At 71.9% G+C, this 16,788-nt stretch carries 15 protein-coding genes; 8 read left to right on the plus strand and 7 right to left on the minus strand.

The annotated features are described in order from the left end of the window. Positions 1–146: 146 nt before the first annotated feature. Positions 147–845, plus strand: a complete 699-nt coding sequence (locus tag ACWDVB_RS07590) for an HU family DNA-binding protein (RefSeq protein WP_451515757.1) — start codon at positions 147–149, stop codon at positions 843–845. 141 nt (positions 846–986) lie between these two features. Here the strand turns inward: ACWDVB_RS07590 and ACWDVB_RS07595 are convergent, their stop codons facing one another. Beyond that, positions 987–1,190, minus strand: a complete 204-nt coding sequence (locus tag ACWDVB_RS07595) for a hypothetical protein (protein ID WP_451515758.1) — start codon at positions 1,188–1,190, stop codon at positions 987–989. Positions 1,191–1,203: 13 nt separating this feature from the next. Next, positions 1,204–1,839, minus strand: coding sequence for a 2-phospho-L-lactate guanylyltransferase (gene cofC / locus ACWDVB_RS07600; protein ID WP_451515759.1), 636 nt, complete (start codon positions 1,837–1,839; stop codon positions 1,204–1,206). Between the two features lie 256 nt (positions 1,840–2,095). Here cofC and ACWDVB_RS07605 point away from each other — a divergent pair, with 256 nt between their 5' ends. The 3 genes from ACWDVB_RS07605 to ACWDVB_RS07615 are packed head-to-tail and all read left to right on the plus strand — an operon-like array spanning position 2,096 to position 5,191. Beyond that, positions 2,096–2,950, plus strand: coding sequence for a lysophospholipid acyltransferase family protein (locus ACWDVB_RS07605; protein ID WP_451515760.1), 855 nt, complete (start codon positions 2,096–2,098; stop codon positions 2,948–2,950). Further along, the gene (locus ACWDVB_RS07610; protein WP_451515761.1) at positions 2,947–3,975 is read left to right on the plus strand and encodes an NAD(P)H-dependent glycerol-3-phosphate dehydrogenase; all 1,029 of its coding nucleotides are present in this window, start codon (positions 2,947–2,949) and stop codon (positions 3,973–3,975) included. The genes ACWDVB_RS07605 and ACWDVB_RS07610 overlap by 4 nt, the downstream gene beginning before the upstream one ends. A gap of 34 nt (positions 3,976–4,009) precedes the next feature. After that, on the plus strand, positions 4,010–5,191 hold the full coding sequence (locus ACWDVB_RS07615; protein ID WP_451515762.1) for a D-alanine--D-alanine ligase family protein: 1,182 nt from the start codon (positions 4,010–4,012) through the stop codon (positions 5,189–5,191). A 47-nt stretch (positions 5,192–5,238) separates the two neighbouring features. Here ACWDVB_RS07615 and ACWDVB_RS07620 read toward each other — a convergent pair whose 3' ends face one another. Then, positions 5,239–5,736 (minus strand): DUF3515 domain-containing protein, encoded by a 498-nt coding sequence (locus ACWDVB_RS07620; RefSeq protein WP_451515763.1) that lies wholly within the window; start codon positions 5,734–5,736, stop codon positions 5,239–5,241. A gap of 20 nt (positions 5,737–5,756) precedes the next feature. Next, positions 5,757–5,990, minus strand: coding sequence for an Lrp/AsnC family transcriptional regulator (locus ACWDVB_RS07625; protein ID WP_016642988.1), 234 nt, complete (start codon positions 5,988–5,990; stop codon positions 5,757–5,759). A gap of 209 nt (positions 5,991–6,199) precedes the next feature. Here ACWDVB_RS07625 and ACWDVB_RS07630 point away from each other — a divergent pair, with 209 nt between their 5' ends. Next, the gene (locus ACWDVB_RS07630) at positions 6,200–7,168 is read left to right on the plus strand and encodes a thiamine-phosphate kinase (RefSeq protein ID WP_451515764.1); all 969 of its coding nucleotides are present in this window, start codon (positions 6,200–6,202) and stop codon (positions 7,166–7,168) included. After that, positions 7,165–7,959 (plus strand): bifunctional hydroxymethylpyrimidine kinase/phosphomethylpyrimidine kinase, encoded by a 795-nt coding sequence (gene thiD, locus ACWDVB_RS07635; protein WP_451515765.1) that lies wholly within the window; start codon positions 7,165–7,167, stop codon positions 7,957–7,959. The genes ACWDVB_RS07630 and thiD overlap by 4 nt, the downstream gene beginning before the upstream one ends. Here the strand turns inward: thiD and ACWDVB_RS07640 are convergent. From ACWDVB_RS07640 to rpmB, 3 genes are all read right to left on the minus strand, one after another. Beyond that, complete coding sequence (locus tag ACWDVB_RS07640; protein WP_451515766.1) at positions 7,932–9,200, minus strand: FAD-dependent monooxygenase; 1,269 nt, start codon at positions 9,198–9,200, stop codon at positions 7,932–7,934. The genes thiD and ACWDVB_RS07640 overlap by 28 nt on opposite strands. 34 nt (positions 9,201–9,234) lie before the next feature. Then, positions 9,235–12,249 (minus strand): BTAD domain-containing putative transcriptional regulator, encoded by a 3,015-nt coding sequence (locus ACWDVB_RS07645; protein ID WP_451515767.1) that lies wholly within the window; start codon positions 12,247–12,249, stop codon positions 9,235–9,237. Positions 12,250–12,352: 103 nt separating this feature from the next. Next, complete coding sequence (rpmB, locus tag ACWDVB_RS07650) at positions 12,353–12,538, minus strand: 50S ribosomal protein L28 (RefSeq protein WP_016642993.1); 186 nt, start codon at positions 12,536–12,538, stop codon at positions 12,353–12,355. Between the two features lie 239 nt (positions 12,539–12,777). Between rpmB and ACWDVB_RS07655 the strand changes: the two genes are divergently transcribed. Together ACWDVB_RS07655 and recG are read left to right on the plus strand one after the other, a co-directional pair. After that, on the plus strand, positions 12,778–14,484 hold the full coding sequence (locus ACWDVB_RS07655; protein WP_451515768.1) for a DAK2 domain-containing protein: 1,707 nt from the start codon (positions 12,778–12,780) through the stop codon (positions 14,482–14,484). A 61-nt stretch (positions 14,485–14,545) separates the two neighbouring features. Next, positions 14,546–16,771, plus strand: a complete 2,226-nt coding sequence (recG, locus tag ACWDVB_RS07660; RefSeq protein WP_451515769.1) for an ATP-dependent DNA helicase RecG — start codon at positions 14,546–14,548, stop codon at positions 16,769–16,771. The last annotated feature ends 17 nt before the right edge of the window (positions 16,772–16,788 follow it).

Raw genomic sequence — 16,788 nt, forward strand, 5'->3', positions numbered from 1 at the left:
GGCCTTCGAGGAACTCCGAGATGGGCCAGTTCGTTGCGGCACAAGGGTGATTAGGCCGTTTCGTGTTTGATTTGCGGTATATATCTGCCTAACGTGCGAAAAAGCCGGAGTATTTCGCTCCCGGCAATGTCTCCGAAGGGGAAGACGTGAACAAGGCGCAGCTCGTAGAAGCGATTGCCGACAAGGTGGGAGGCCGCCAGCAGGCCGCCGACGCCGTCGACGCGGTACTGGACGCCGTCGTCCGTGCCGTGGTCAGCGGGGACCGTGTTTCGGTCACCGGCTTCGGCTCGTTCGAGAAGGTCGACCGCCCGGCCCGTTACGCCCGCAACCCGCAGACCGGGGAGCGTGTGCGGGTCAAGAAGACCTCGGTGCCGCGCTTCCGCGCCGGCCAGGGTTTCAAGGACCTGGTGAGCGGCTCGAAGAAGCTGCCGAAGAACGACGTCGCGGTCAAGAAGGCCCCCAAGGGCAGCCTGACCGGCGGTGCTTCGGCGACGGTCAAGAAGGCCGCGGCCAAGAAGGCGACCACCGCCAAGAAGGCGGCCGCGAAGAAGGCCGCACCGGCCGCCAAGAAGGCCACGCCGGCGAAGAAGACGACGGCGACGGCGAAGAAGGCCACGGCGACGGCGAAGAAGACCACCGCCAAGAAGGCCACCGCGACGCCGACGGCGACGAAGGCCGCGGCCAAGAAGACCACCACCAAGAAGGCCGCACCGGCCGCCAAGAAGGCCACGCCGGCGAAGAAGACCACGGCGCCGGCGAAGAAGGCCACGGCCAAGAAGGCGCCCGCCAAGAAGTCCACGGCGCGCAAGACGACCGCCAAGAAGGCCACCGCCCGCAAGAAGTAAGGGCACAGGGCACTCACGCGCCGGGCCGGACTCCCACGGGGGAGCCCGGCCCGCGTCGTGTGTCCACGGAACGCCACGGGACGCCTTTCGATCCGGCCTCGGAACGTCTTCGGCCCGGCTCGGAACGTCTTCGACCCGGTCTCAGAACGTCTGGAGCGTCACCAAGGTGATGCGGCGCGCCGCGCCCTCGCCGTCGACCTCGATCCGCACCCGCTGGCCCGGCCGCAGCAGCCGCAGCCCGCCCGCGTCGAACGCGGGGGCCTCGAAGGGCACCGGAGTGCCGTCGTCGAGCAGCACGCTGCCGCTGCGGGTCTCGGAGTCGTACGTATACGCGGTCGCCTGCATGGAAGCAGCGTACTCAGTCGGCGATGAGCAGCCTGGCGGCGGCCGTCGTGGTGCGCGGACCCACGCCCAGCGCGAGGGCGGCGCGCAGGTCCTCTCCGGTATCCACGTCCTGGCGTACGGAATCGACGCCGACGAGCGTCAGTTCCACGGCACCGGACGCCGTGTGCCGAGCGCGGGACGCCGTGCCGAATGCGGGGCGCAATTCCATTCCGCCCACCGCGGTCAGCAGTGTCGTCCCGATTCCGGCGGCGTCCGGCAGAAATGCGCGGGGAAATGGAGCGGCCTTGTCAAGGACGCGGGCCAATTCCATGGGGCGCAGCGCAGGCAGATCGGCGTTCAGGGCGGCGACGGACGCTTCGGGCCGTTCGGCGCGTACGGCCGCCGCTCCGTGCCGGAGGGCGGCGTTCAGGCCTTCTCCCGGTTCGTCCGGGACGATCCGGGCGCCCAGCGCCGCCAGCTCGCGGCGCGCGAGAGCGTCGTCCGTGACGACCGCCACATCCCGTACCGCCGGGCACGCCACCGCGGCGGCCACGGTGTCCTGCGCGAACGCCAGGGCGAGGCCCGGGCGCAAACCGTCGCCGGCGGTGGCGGTAAGCCTGCTCTTGGCGCGCGCCAGCGGTTTCAGGGGTATGACCAGGGTCCACTGCACGGGCGCTCCGTCCTTGTCGTCGGCCTATTGTGGCCCGCTTGTCGCAGGGGCGGTGGTGGGAGACGGGTCGAAAGGGGTGCGGCGCATAGCGCCTCGTCGCAAGGGCGGTGGTGGGAGACGGGTCGAAAGGGTGCGGCGCATAGCGCCTCGTCGCAAGGGCGGTGGTGGGAGACGGGTGGGCGTACGGTGTTCTCGACAGACCGGCAGCCTGGGCGACACTTGTGCGGCCGACAGGCTCATGGAGGAAGGTGTCCGCGTGTCCCGCCGCAGAATCGGCTTCTGGTACCGCCTGGCGGCGGTCATCGCAAAACCGCCGCTGGTGGTTCTGTTCAAGCGGGACTGGCGTGGAATGGAACACATTCCGGCCGACGAAGGTTTCATCACGGCGGTGAATCACAACTCGCATATCGACCCGTTGTCGTACGCACACTTCCAGTACAACACCGGCAGGGTGCCGCGTTTCCTGGCAAAGGACGGTCTTTTCAAGGCGGGCTTTGTCGGGCGGGTCATGAAGGGTACGGGCCAGATCCCCGTCTACCGCGAGACCACGAACGCGCTCGACGCCTTCCGTGCAGCGGTCGCCGCCATCAAGCGCGGCGAGTGCGTCGCGTTCTATCCCGAGGGCACGCTCACCAGGGACCCCGACATGTGGCCGATGACGGCCAAGTCGGGTGCCGCGCGGGTCGCTCTGGAGACCAGGTGCCCGGTGATCCCCGTCGCGCAGTGGGGCGCCAACCTCGCGCTGCCGCCGTACAGCAAGAAGCCCTCGTTCTTCCCGCGCAAGACCCTTCAGGTGAAGGCCGGGGCCCCCGTCGACCTGTCGCGCTTCTACGGCAAGGAGCCGACGCCCGAGGTGCTCCGCGAGGCGACCGAGGCCATCATGGCCGCGATCACCGAGCTCCTTGAGGAGATCCGGGGCGAGAAGGCCCCCGACCGGCCGTACGATCCGCGCCGGGCACGGCTGGAGCAGCGACGCAAGGCGGCGGCCCGCAACGCCGCTCGGAGCGGCACCGGGGGCACGACACAGAGCACCGCGGAAAACGCCACACAGAGCCCCATCCAGAGCACCACACAGAGCCCCACCCAGAGCACCTCGGAGGACAGCAAGTGACGAACCCCGTGAACTCGGCAGGTTCCGTGAAGGCCGCCGTCTTCGGAACGGGCTCCTGGGGTACGGCATTCGGCATGGTGCTCGCCGACGCGGGGTGCGACGTCACCCTGTGGGGCCGTCGCGCCGAACTCGCCGACGCGGTCAACTCCACGCGGACCAACCCGGACTACCTCCCCGGCGTCGAACTCCCCGAGAACCTCAGGGCGACCACCGACCCGGCCGAGGCCGCCGCGGGCGCCGACTTCACCGTCCTCGCCGTGCCCTCGCAGACGTTGCGCGGCAACCTCGCCGCGTGGGCGCCGCTGCTGGCTCCTGAGACCGTCCTCGTCTCCCTCATGAAGGGCGTCGAGCTGGGTTCCGCGATGCGCATGAGCGAGGTCATCGGCGACGTCACGAAGGTGCCGGGCGACCGCGTCGCCGTCGTCACCGGCCCCAACCTCGCCCGCGAGATCGCCGCCCGGCAGCCCGCGGCCGCCGTGGTCGCCTGCCGGGACGAAGCGGTCGCCCAGCGTCTCCAGAGGGCCTGCCACACGCCGTACTTCCGCCCGTACACCAACACGGACGTGGTCGGCTGCGAGCTGGGCGGCGCCGTCAAGAACGTCATCGGCCTCGCCGTCGGCATCGCGGACGGCATGGGTCTCGGCGACAACGCCAAGGGTTCGCTCATCACGCGCGGCCTCGCCGAGACCACCCGCCTCGGGCTCGCCATGGGCGCCGACCCGCTGACGTTCTCCGGCCTCGCGGGCCTGGGTGACCTGGTGGCCACCTGCTCCTCGCCGCTCTCGCGCAACCACACCTTCGGCACCAACCTCGGCAAGGGCATGACCCTGGAGGAGACCATCGCGGTCACCAAGCAGACCGCCGAGGGCGTCAAGTCCTGTGAGTCGGTGCTGGATCTGGCCCGCAGGCACGGCGTCGACATGCCCATCACGGAGACCGTCGTAGGCATCGTCCACGACGGCACGCCCCCGGTGGTGGCCCTCAAGGAGCTCATGTCGCGCAGCGCGAAGCCCGAGCGTCGCTGACTGTTTTTCGGGCAGCGGGTACGCTCAACGCGATATGAGCAGCGAGAACCTCCCCCTGAGCCCTGAAGCGAGCCCCGAGGCGCGCTCCGAGAAGCCGCTCCGCAAGCCGCGCGTGGCCGTCGTGTTCGGCGGCCGCAGCTCGGAGCACGGCATCTCCGTGGTGACGGCCGGCGCCATCCTGAGCGCCATCGACCGCACCAAGTACGACGTCCTGCCCATCGGTATCACCACGGACGGCCGTTGGGCGCTGACTGCGGACGAGCCCGAGCGGATGGCCATCACCGACCGCAGGATGCCGAGCGTCGCCGAGATCGTCGACTCCATGGAGGGCGGCGTCGTACTGCCGCTCGACCCGGGCAACCGCGAGGTCGTCTACAGCGAGCCCGGCTCCGTGCCCAAGGCACTCGGCGAGGTCGACGTCGTCTTCCCCATGCTGCACGGTCCCTACGGAGAGGACGGCACCCTCCAGGGCCTGCTGGAACTCTCCGGAGTGCCGTACGTCGGCTCCGGTGTCCTCGCCTCGGCCGTCGGCCAGGACAAGGACTACATGAAGCGGGTGTTCACGTCCTTCGGGCTGAACGTCGGCCCCTACCTGGTGATCCGCCCGCGCGAGTGGAGCCAGGACGAGGCGGGCGCCCGGCAGCGCGTCGCGGACTTCGTGGGCGAGCACGGCTGGCCGCTGTTCATCAAGCCCGCGCGCGCGGGCTCCTCGATCGGCATCACGAAGGTCGACTCCTTCGAGGGCCTCGACGAGGCGATCGCCGAGGCCCAGCGCCACGACCCGAAGATCCTCGTCGAGGCGCTCCTCCGCGGCCGTGAGATCGAGTGCGGCGTCCTGGAGTTCGAGGACGGCCCGCGCGCGAGCGTCCCGGCCGAGATCCCACCGGTGCAGGCGCACGACTACTACGACTTCGACGCGAAGTACATCGACTCGACGCCCGGCATCGTGCCCGCCCCGCTGACGCCCGAGCAGACCGCGGAGATCCAGCGGCTCGCGGTCGAGGCGTTCGAGGCGGCGTCCTGCGAGGGCCTGGTGCGCGCGGACTTCTTCCTCACCGAGGACGGCCGGTTCGTGATCAACGAGATCAATACGATGCCGGGCTTCACGCCCATCTCGATGTACCCGCAGATGTGGGAGAAGAGCGGCGTCGGCTACGCGGAGCTGGTGGACCGCCTCATCCAGGCGGCGCTGAACCGCTCGACAGGGCTGCGCTGACGCGTCCCTACGGGCGTACCGGCCCACGGGACCACGGGCCTACGGGGTCAGGCGATTCCCTTGGGGACGGTCTTCTTGATGGGGGCGGCGAAGTCCGTGAGCGGGCCGAGGCCGTCCCCCGTGCGCTCCTCGGGCAGCGTCACCTCCACGTAGGCGAGCCGTGCCCCCGTGGTGAAGGTGTACGAGCCGTCGTCGCGCTTCTGCAGAAGCCAGGCGACGCCGTTCACCCGCACGCCGTTCTTCTCGGCATACGCGGGATCAATCATCTCGGGGGGCCGCTCCACCCCGCAGCGCAGTATGATCGCCGGGTCTCCCCACCCGGCGGTCAACTCCGACTTCGGTCCGGGGTCGGTGCGCCCCAACCCGTCGATTTCCTTCGGGAGCTGCTCGTGCAGGTCCCGGCAGAGCCCGGCGGCCTTCGCGTCCGGGGACGGAACCACCACCGACGCCCCGTCGTCCGTAGCTGAGCAGGCCGCCGTCGTGATCGACAGGGCGAGAGCGGACGTTCCTATGAGGCAGCGGCGCCGGAGACGAGCGATGTTCACCGGGTCAGGGTAGACGGGGGCTACAAGTGCACGACCGGGCAGGTCAGAGTTCGGGTGATGCCGTCCACTTGCTGGACCTTGGCGACCACCATGCGGCCGAGCTCGTCCACCGTGTCCGCCTGTGCGCGCACGATGACATCGTAGGGACCGGTCACGTCCTCGGCCTGGATCACTCCGGGGATCTTGCCGATCAGCTCGGCGACGGTCGACGCCTTGCCGACCTCTGTCTGGATCAGGATGTACGCCTGTACCACGGAACCTCCAGGGCGGCGACGAGGATCATGTGGGGGAAAGAGACGCAACGGTACCGCGTCGCCACTCGCCACGGGGAGACCCGGGCGAGCTGTGGCGCGCACATCGTGGCGGACGGACAGCACAAGTCGACGCTCACGTCGACCGTACCGACGACAGTGACGGCTCGCGACCGGGGGCCGGGCAGCGTGAAAGGGCATGGTGAGACTCGGTGAAGGGAACCGTGGGCGAGTTGGGGGAGTTCGGGCTCATCAGAGAGCTCACCTCGCGGCTCACCTCGACTCCGGCCGTACGGCTCGGTCCTGGCGATGATGCCGCGGTCGTGTCCGCTCCGGACCGCAGGGTCGTGGCGAGCACCGACATCCTCCTGGAGGGGCGGCACTTCCGCCGTGACTGGTCCACCGCCTACGACGTGGGCCGCAAGGCCGCCGCGCAGAACCTCGCCGACATCGCGGCCATGGGCGCCGTGCCGACCGCGCTCCTGCTCGGCCTGGTCGTCCCCGCCGAGCTGCCCGCCAGCTGGCCCATCGAGCTGATGGACGGCCTCAGGGACGAGTGCCAGGTCGCGGGCGCGGCCGTCGTGGGCGGCGACGTCGTCCGCGGCGACACCATCACCGTCGCGATCACCGCTCTCGGCGATCTGCGCAACCACGAGCCGGTCACGCGCGCGGGCGCGCAGCCCGGCGATGTCGTCGCCGTCACCGGCTGGCTGGGCTGGTCGGCCGCCGGGCACGCGGTGCTCTCCCGCGGCTTCCGCTCGCCGCGCGCCTTCGTGGAGGCCCACCGCAGGCCCGAGCCGCCCTACCACGCGGGCCCCGCGGCCGCCGGTCTCGGCGCGACGTCCATGACGGACGTGAGCGACGGGCTCATCGCCGACCTGGGCCACATCGCCGAGTCGAGCAAGGTACGCATCGACATCCGCTCCGGAGACGTCGACGTGCCCTCGCAGATGAACGACATCGGCCAGGCCGTCGGCGTCGACCCGCTCCAGTGGGTGCTCAACGGCGGCGAGGACCACGCGATCGTGGCGACCTTCCCGCCCGACGTGAAGCTGCCCGCCCGCTGGAAGGTCATCGGCGAGGTCCTCAACCCCTCGGCGCTGCCCCAGGTGACCGTGGACGGCGCCCCCTGGACCAGCAAGGGCTGGGACCACTTCGGGGACAACGGAGACGCGGAGTGACCCCGCCCCCGCGGGTGCTCACCGTCGCCGGCTCAGACTCCGGGGGCGGCGCGGGCATCCAGGCCGACCTGAAGACGATGCTGGCCCTCGGTACGCACGGCATGAGCGTCGTCACGGCCGTCACCGCGCAGAACTCGCTGGGCGTGCAGGGGTTCTGGGAGCTGCCGGCCGAGGCGGTGCGGGCCCAGTACCGCAGCGTCGTCGACGACATCGGCGTACAGGCCGTGAAGACCGGCATGCTCGCCTCGGCCGAACTGGTCGAGACCGTCGCCGACTTGCTCGCGGGCACCGACGCGCCCGCCGTCGTCGACCCGGTCGGCGTCTCCAAGCACGGCGACTCGCTGCTCGCGGCCTCCGCCCTGGACTCCGTACGCACGAAGCTGCTGCCGGTGGCCACCCTCGCCACGCCCAACCTCGACGAGGTCGCCCAGCTCACCGGCGTCGAGGTCACCTCCGAGGACGACATGCGGCGCGCGGCCGCCGCCGTCCTCGCGTACGGCCCGAAGTGGGTGCTCATCAAGGGCGGCCATCTGCGCGGCGACGCCGTGGACCTGCTCACCGACGGCTCCGAGGAGCACGTGCTGCGCGCCCCGCGCCACGACAACCGCCACACGCACGGCACCGGCTGCACCCTCGCCAGCGCCATCGCGGCGCAGCTGGCGAAGGGACGGAGCGTTCCGGAGGCCGTCGCGTCGGCCAAGGAGTACGTCACCGGGGCGATCGCCGCCGGGTTCGCGTTCGGCGGGGGGATCGGGCCGGTCGATCACGGCTGGCGGTTCAGGGAGGCGTAGCCCTCCGCGGGCTGCCGGGCGTAGTCCTTGAGCGTGAGATCGCTCGCGGCCTTCTCCGTCAGCCTCTTGAAGAAGCCCGCGAGGAGGCGGGAGCCGAGCAGGCGGTACGCGCGGTCGCGGCTGCGGATCTTCTTCTGTGAGGGCGGGGCGAGGAAGGGGCCCGCGTTGCCCGAGATCTTCTGGCAGCCCTTGGCGTAGGCGCTGATCTCCGCCTCGTACGCGGCGAAGCCGACCCGGTGGTCGCCCCGCGCGGCGGCCAGCTCCCCGGCCAGGACGTACGCGCCGACCAGCGCCGTACCCGTGCCGATGCCGCCCATCGTGGCGCCGTACCCCGCGTCCCCCAGGAGCACCACACGGCCCTCGGAGAGCCTGTCGACGTGGATCTGCGCGATGGCGTCGAAGTAGAGGTTCTCGGCGCCCTCAAGGCCCTCCAGGACCTGTGCGGCGTGTGTCCAGCCCATGCCCGCGAACTTCTCGGCGAGGATCGCCTTCTGCCGGCCGACGTCGTGGCGGTTGTACGCGAGCCGCTCGGACCCGAAGACCAGGGCCGCGCCCGCCCTCTCCGGGTCGCCGTCGTAGTTGTTGATCATGAGGGTGCGGCCGGGCTCGGTGTAGATGCGGGCGGTGCGGTCCAGCCCCAGGCGGTTGGGCAGGTCGAAGCCCGCCACGTAGTAGCCGAGGAACCGCAGGTACCGGGACTCGTCACCGAAGACGAGGCGGCGCGTGTGCGAGTGCAGACCGTCGGCGCCGACGACGAGGTGGAAGCGGCGGGGAGCGCCGTGGTCGAAGGTCACGTCGATGCCTTCGGAGTCCTCGGTCAGCGAGGCGATGGAGTCCCCGAAGACGTACTCCACGCGGTCCCGGGTGCGCTCGTACAGGATTTTGGAGAGATCGCCGCGGAAGATCTCCACATCGCCGCTCATCAGGAACGCGGGCAGATCCACGCGTTCCTTGTCGTCGGCTTCGACGATGGTCTGGCGGCCCATGTGCGTCTGGCGGCGGTGGATCTCGTCCCAGACGCCCATGCGCCGCAGCACGGTCCGGTGCACGTCGCCGCGGAAGTCGACCGCGAAGCCGCCCTCGCGCAGGGCGGGCGCCTTCTCAAGGACGGTGACGTTCGCGCCGTAGCGGGAGAGCCACAGGGCGAGCGCGGGGCCCGCGACGCTGGCCCCGGAGATCAGGACGTCCAGGTGGGCGAGGCTGTGGGTGGCGGTCTGTGTCGTGCTCGTCGCTGTCGTCATGCCACGAGCTTCGGGGTGGGCGCTGACCGTCCGCCTACCGTCCCCTTACCGCCGCTGACCGCAGCTCCCGACCCCGCTCGAAGGCCTTCTCGTACGCCTCCGGAGAGAGCCGCCCACGCGCCGACCGCTCCACGGGTACGACATCGGGGTCGTCGGCGATGAGAGTGCCGCGCAGACCGTGGGCGGCGCCCAGAAGCCGGGCGGCCTCCTCGGGGCACGGGGCGACGGCCGCCAACGCCTCGGCGACCTCGGCCAGTTCACCGGTGTCCGAGGCGAGGACGCGGGCCTGCTCGAACCAGTCGGCCGCCTCCGTGGAACGGGCCTCGGCGAGCGCGGTACGGCCGAGCCCCACCAGGGTCCGCACGCTCTCGCCCAGGCTGAACCAGTTGGCGGCACACGCCTCCAGAGCCGCTTCGTAGTGCTCACGCGCGCGTGCCGTGTCTCCGGAGAGCCGCGCCACGTCCCCGAGGCCGCGCCGCGCGGTCGCCACCTTGTCGGGCACGCCCGTGGTGCGGGCCAGGGCCGCCGAGTGCGCGTAATGGGCGGCGGCGCCTTCGAAGTCGCCGGCGTGCAGCAGGACCGTGCCGCGCCGGTGCAGCAGATCGGCGGTCTCTTCGGGGGCGGCCAACTCGCGTACGTACGTGAGACCTTCGTCCAGCATCCCAAGGGCCCGCTCCCGCTCGCCCCGCCAGTCGGCGAACATCCCCAGCGGATCGAGGCAGTTGGCCATGCCCCAGCGGTCCCCTGTCGTCCGGAAACCCGCGAGGGCGTGGGCGAACGCCGTCTCGGACGCGTCGGCGCGGCCCGCGAACAGCTCCTGGAAGCCCCGGCCGAGGTCGAGGAGAGCCACACTCCAGGGGTGGTCGCCGACCTGGGCCCGTACCCGGTCCTCCATGGCGCGCGCGGGGCCGCCCGCCACCGACCAGAGCACCACGAGGTGCGGCAGCCGCAGAGGTCCCTGCAACTCCGCGAGCAGGCCGTCCGCGCGCGCGAGGCGCTCCGGTTCCGTGGGATCGGCGCCGTCGCCCGCGATCGTGTTGATCATGCACAGGACGTACTCCTCGGCGAGATCCTTCGGAGGCTCGGTGCCCACCGCGTCGAGCAGTTCGCGGGCGAGGAGCGTCCGCTCTCCGTAGAGGCCGCGCAGCCGCCAGAACCAGGAGAGCGCCGCCATCAGCCGGAGCCCGCCATGCGGGTCGGTGCCGGTCAGATGGCGCAGCGCGGCGTCCAGATTGCCGTGCTCGGCGGCGAGCCCCGCCAGCCAGGGGAGCTGCTCGCGTCCGCGCAGCCGCGGTTCGGCCAGCTCGGCCAGGTCCAGGAAGTACGCGGCGTGCGCGGCCCGCAACCGGTCCTCCTCGCCCGCTTCGGCGAGGTGCCGGGCGCAGAACGCGTGGATGGTCCGCAGCATGCCGTACCGCCCGTCGGCCACGTCGAGGAACGACTTCTCCGCGAGGGAGGCCAGCAGATCCTCCGGATACGGGATCCCGCAGACGGCCTCCACGGCGGCCGCGGTGGCGCCTCCGGAGAACACCGTCAGGCGGCGGGCCAGCTCCCGCTCCTCGTCGTCGAGCAGCTCCCAGCTCCACTCCACGACCGCGTGCAGGGTGCGGTGGCGCGGTGCCTTCGTGCGGTCGCCGCGCGAGAGCAGCCGGAAGCGGTCGCCGAGGCGGGCGGCGAGCTCGTCCAGGGTGAGTGTGCGCAGCCGGGCGGCGGCCAGCTCGATGGCGAGCGGCAGCCCGTCGAGGGCCGCGCAGATCTCGGCGACGAGCCGTTCACCGTCCCCGGCGCCGAGTCCTTCCAGGTCGGGCCGTACGGCGGCCGCCCGGTCCGCGAAGAGCCGGGCCGCGGGTCCGGCGTCGAGCGGCGGCACCGGCCACAGGACCTCGCCGGTGATCCCGAGCCCCTCCCGGCTGGTGGCGAGGACGCGCACACCGGGGCAGGCCCCGAGCAGCAGCCCGGCGACCCGGGCCGCCTCGTCGACGAGGTGCTCGCAGTTGTCCAGGACGAGCAGCAGCTCACGGCCGTGCAGCGCGGACAGCAACCGCTCGGCGGTGTCGCCGCCCGGCGCGTGGAAGCCGTCCCGCACCCCGAGCGCGGTGAGGATCGCGTACGTCACCTGGGCCCCTTCGGCGAGCGGCGCCAGCTCCACGTAGCAGACGTCGGGCAGCGCGCGGGCGGCCTCGATCGCCAGCCGCGTCTTGCCCGCGCCGCCCGGCCCGGTGAGCGTGACGAGCCGGGCCCCGGGCAGCAGGGCGCCGATCCGCGCGAGCTCGTCGGCCCGCCCGATGAACCGCGTCAACTGCGCGGGCACTCCCCGCTGCCGGGTCGGCTCCCGGCCCTGGAGCAGCTCCAGGTGGAGCGCGGACAGCTCGGCCGAGGGGGCGGCGCCCAGTTCGTCGGCGAGGGTGCGCCGGGCGTCCTCGTAGGCGGTGAGCGCCTCCGCGGGCCGCCCCGCCGCGTGCAGCGCCCGCATGAGCTGGGCGTGGAGCCGCTCGCTCAGCGGATGCGCGGCGGTCAGCTCGCGCAGCTCCGGTACGAGTTCGGGGCCGCCGCCCAGCGCGAGGTCAGCCTGGACGCGGTCCCGCGTGGCGGCAAGCCGCAGCTCATCGAGACGGGCGACGGACGCATGGGCGTCCGGAAGGTCGGCGAGGGCAGGGCCGTGCCACAGGCCGAGCGCCTCCCTCAGAAGCGCGGCGGCCCCGGCGTGGTCCCCGGAGCCGAGCGCCCGGCGTCCCTCACGGGCGAGGCGCTCGAAGCGGTGCAGGTCGACGTCCTCCGGGGAGACGGCGAGACGGTAGCCCGTGGGGAGGGCCTCGATGTCAAGCCCCAGACGCTTGCGCAGTCGGGAGACCTGGGACTGCAGGGCGTTCGCGGCGCCCGCCGGCGGTTCGTCCCCGTAGAGCCCGTCGATGAGCCGCTCCACGGAGACGGCACGCCCCGCGTCCAGGAGCAGCAGGGTGAGCAGCGCGCGGGGGCGCGGTCCGCCGGGGTCCAGGGGGACGCCGTCGCGGGAGCGTATGTCGAGGGGACCGAGAATGCCGAAGCGCATCCGCCAGATTCTGACAGGCGGCTACGCGCGTGGGCGCACGAAAAAGCCGGCTCCCCGAGGGGAGCCGGCTGATTCAGCAACCAGCTAGGTGGCCGCGCTGACGTCAGCGCGAGACCTTGCCGGCCTTGATGCACGAGGTGCAGGCGTTGAGGCGCTTCGGCGTCCCGCTCACCACGGCACGCACACGCTGGATGTTCGGGTTCCAGCGACGGGGCGTACGGCGGTGCGAGTGCGAGATGTTGTTGCCGAAGCCCGGCCCCTTGCCGCAGACGTCGCAGTTGGCAGCCACGGGTCACTCCAAAGACTTCAGATGCACTTACGGTTAATCCCGGCATGCCGAGATCAGTGCAATGATCGAAGTGGCGTTGCCAGGAGGAATGTCCCGATGAGTATCGGGCAACCGGAGCAGCATACAACGACTGCTTCGGTACAACGAAACTACCACGGCTCGCCCGGCCCCCGCCCCGGGCCCCGTGTTCACCCTGGGTCTACGCTGCGTCCATTCCGGATGGTCAAGGAGGCGAACAGGTGCCGCAGAACCTCGACGCGGTCGCGGTGCGCGCCTGGTGCCGACTGGCTCTGGACGCCCTCGGCAGGGCCCGCGAGGAGATCGACTCCATCAACGTCTACCCGGTCGCGGACGGGGACACCGGCACGAACCTCTATCTGACGGTGGAGTCGGCGTCCCAGGCGGTCGACGCGGCCTTCACGGGCCATGACCCGGACCTTCCCTCGCTGGCCGAGACCGTGCGCGCGATGGCGCACGGGGCGCTCATCGGGGCCCGCGGCAACTCGGGCACGATCCTGTCGCAGCTGTTGCGGGGGATGGCGCAGATCCTCGGCGGCCCCGACAGCGACGACGCCCGAGACACCCGTGAAGCCCTTGACGCCCGTGACACGGATCACGCCGACGGGCGGACCCTGGCGCTCGCCCTGAGAAGGGCCTCGGAGTCCGCGTACGAAGCCGTCGCGCACCCCGTCGAAGGCACCGTCCTGACGGTGGCCACCGCCGCGGCCACGGCGGCCGGGGCGGCCGGGGGCGCCGCCGACTGCGAGGCCGTGGCACGAGCCGCGTACGACGGCGCCTGCGCCGCCCTGGACGACACACCTCGGCAGCTCGCCGTCCTCGGGCGGGCCGGAGTGGTGGACGCCGGAGGGCGCGGCCTCGTCGCGGTGCTCGGGGCCCTCGTCGGGGCGCTGTCGGGCGAGACGGTGGCGCACAGGTCGGCCGACAGCCGCCACGCGCGCGTGGCGGACGCCGAGTGCGACGCCGAGTGCGATACCGAGTGCGACGACCTCCCGGCGGCCGACGGGGGCGGGCCCGCGTTCGAGGTGATCTACCTCCTGGAGGCCGAAGACAGCGCGGTGGCTCGCCTGCGGTCCCGGCTCGACGGGCTCGGCGACTCGCTCGTCGTGGTCGGCGGCGACGGGCTCTGGAACGTCCACGTACACGTCGACGACGCGGGAGCCGCCGTCGAGGCGGGCGTCGAGGCGGGCCGCCCGCACCGCATCCGCATCACCCACTTCGGAGCGGGCGACGCGCACACCACCGCGCAGCCGCCCCGGGAACGTACGCAGCGGGCCATCGTCGCCGTCGTACCCGGCGAAGGGCTCGCCGGGCTCTACGCCGAGGCGGGGGCGACCACCGTGCCCACGCGCGTGGGGGAGCCGCCCGCGAGCGGCGAGCTCGTCGACGCCATCCGGCGGGCGCACGCGCGCGAGGTGGTCCTGCTGCCCAACGACGCCGAGCTGCGCCACACCGCGGCCGCCGCGGCGGAACAGGCCCGTACGGAAGGCGTGCGCGTCGCCCTCATCCCCACCCGCTCCGCCGTCCAGGGCATCGCGGCCCTCGCCGTGCACGCGCCGGACCGCCGCTTCGACGAGGACGTCGTCGCCATGACATCGGCGGCCGGCGCGACCCGCTACGGCGAACTGACCGTCGCCGAGCGGCAGTCGTGGACCATGGCGGGCATCTGCCAGGCCGGCGACGTCCTCGGCCTGATCGACGGCGACGTCGCCGTGATCGGCTCGGAGGTCGCCCACATCGCAGCCTCCGTCCTGGACCGCATGCTGTCGGCGGGCGGCGAGATGGTCACGCTCGTGCTCGGCGAATCGGTGCCCGACACCGTCGCCGACCGGCTGGAGAAGCATGTGCGCAAGACGTACCTGGCCGTCGACACGGTCGTCTACCGCGGCGGCCGCCAGTCCGCGCTGATGCTGATCGGCGTGGAGTAGCGCCGCCTGCGAACGGTCGATCCGGGGGACCTGCGGCGGATTGTCAGTGGCGTGGTGTGCAATGGATCTCGTGCCCGCGCTCGAAGAACCCCTGAAGAAAGTGGTCGGTCCCGCCACCGCGAAGGTGATGGCCGAGCATCTCGACCTGCACACGGTCGGCGACCTTCTGCACCACTACCCCCGGCGGTATGCCGAGCGGGGCGAGCTGACCCGCCTCGCCGACCTCCCCCTGGACGAGCACGTCACGGTGGTCGCCCAGGTCGCGACCGCGCGCCTGCACACGTTCAAGTCACCCAAGGCACCCCGGGGCCAGGGCCAGCGCCTCGAAGTCACCATCACCGACGGCAGCGGCGAGCTGCGCCTGGTCTTCTTCGGCCGCGGCGTGCACAAGCCGCACACGGAGCTGCTGCCCGGCACCCGCGCGATGTTCGCCGGCAAGGTCTCCGTCTTCAACCACCGCCTCCAGCTCGCCCATCCCGCGTACGAACTGCTGCGCGGCGGCGACCCGGACGCGGTGGACAGCTGGGCGGGCGCGCTCATCCCGATCTACCCGGCCTGCAAGCAGCTGGAGTCCTGGAAGATCACCAAGTCCGTCGAGACGGTCCTGCCCAGCGCCCAGGAGGCCCTCGACCCGCTGCCGCCCGCCCTCAGGGAGGGCCGCGCCCTGATCCCGCTCCCCGAAGCGCTCCTGAAGATCCACCGCCCGCACTCCAAGGCGGACATCGCCGCCGCCCGCGACCGCCTCAAGTGGGACGAGGCGTTCGTCCTCCAAGTAGCCCTGGCCAGGCGGCGGTACGCGGACGCGCAACTGCCCGCCGTCGCCCGCCGTCCCAAGGACGGCGGCCTCCTCGACGCCTTCGACGCCAAGCTGCCCTTCACGCTAACCGAAGGCCAGGAGAAGGTCTCCAAGGAGATCTTCGACGACCTCGCGACCGAGCATCCGATGCACCGCCTCCTCCAGGGAGAGGTCGGATCGGGCAAGACGATGGTCGCCCTGCGCGCCATGCTCGCCGTCGTGGACGCGGGCGGACAGGCCGCGATGCTCGCGCCCACCGAAGTCCTCGCCCAGCAGCACCACCGCTCGATCGTCGAGATGATGGGCGAGCTCGCCGAGGGCGGCATGCTCGGTGGCGCCGAGCAGGCCACCAAGGTCACGCTGCTCACGGGCTCCATGGGCACGGCCGCCCGCCGCCAGGCCCTGCTCGACCTGGTCACCGGCGAGGCCGGCATCGTCATCGGCACGCACGCGCTGATCGAGGACAAGGTGCAGTTCCACGACCTCGGCCTGGTCGTCGTCGACGAACAGCACCGCTTCGGTGTCGAGCAGCGCGACGCCCTGCGCGGCAAGGGCAAGCAGCCCCCGCACCTCCTGGTCATGACGGCCACGCCCATTCCCCGCACGGTCGCGATGACGGTCTTCGGGGACCTGGAGACCTCCGTCCTCGACCAGCTCCCCGCCGGGCGCTCACCGATCGCCAGCCATGTCGTGCCCGCCCAGGACAAGCCGCACTTCCTCGCCCGCGCGTGGGAGCGCGTGCGCGAAGAGGTGGAGAAGGGACACCAGGCGTACGTGGTCTGCCCGCGCATCGGCGACGAGGGCGACGAGGGCGACGCCCCGAAGAAGGCCAAGAAGAAGACCGAGAAGGCCGAGGAAGAGGCCACCGCAGAGAAGCGCCCCCCGCTCGCCGTCCTCGACGTCGCCGAGCAGCTCGCCCAGGGCCCCTTGAGCGGCCTGCGGGTGGAGGTCCTGCACGGGCGCATGCAGCCCGACGACAAGGACGCCGTGATGCGCCGCTTCGCCGCGGGCGAGACGCAGGTGCTCGTCGCGACGACGGTCATCGAGGTCGGGGTGAACGTCCCGAACGCCACCGCCATGGTGATCATGGACGCGGACCGCTTCGGCGTCTCCCAGCTGCACCAGCTCCGCGGCCGCGTCGGCCGCGGCTCCGCCCCCGGCCTGTGCCTCCTGGTCACCGACATGCCCGAGGCCAGTCCCGCCCGCGCCCGCCTCGGCGCCGTCGCCTCCACGCTCGACGGTTTCGAGCTCTCCCGCATCGACCTGGAGCAGCGCCGCGAGGGCGACGTGCTCGGCCAGGCCCAGTCCGGCGTCCGCTCCTCCTTGCGCATGCTCGCGGTCATCGAGGACGAGGAGGTCATCGCCGCCGCCCGCGAGGAGGCGGTCACGGTCGTCGCGAAGGACCCCGACCTGGAGCACCTGCCGGAGCTGCGCACCGCCCTGGACGCCCTGCTCGACGCCGAGCGCGAGCAGTACCTCGACAAGGGGTGACAAGGGCTGACGCCCGC

The organism is Streptomyces sp. NPDC003379 (assembly GCF_053589195.1).

Coding starts and splice junctions, on each gene's coding strand:
- ACWDVB_RS07595 (WP_451515758.1), bottom strand. CDS start 1,190: ATGCAGGCGACCGCGTATACGTACGACTCCGAGACCCGCAGCGGCAGC.
- ACWDVB_RS07615 (WP_451515762.1), top strand. CDS start 4,010: ATGAGCAGCGAGAACCTCCCCCTGAGCCCTGAAGCGAGCCCCGAGGCG.
- ACWDVB_RS07640 (WP_451515766.1), bottom strand. CDS start 9,200: ATGACGACAGCGACGAGCACGACACAGACCGCCACCCACAGCCTCGCC.
- ACWDVB_RS07645 (WP_451515767.1), bottom strand. CDS start 12,249: ATGCGCTTCGGCATTCTCGGTCCCCTCGACATACGCTCCCGCGACGGC.
- recG (WP_451515769.1), top strand. CDS start 14,546: ATGGATCTCGTGCCCGCGCTCGAAGAACCCCTGAAGAAAGTGGTCGGT.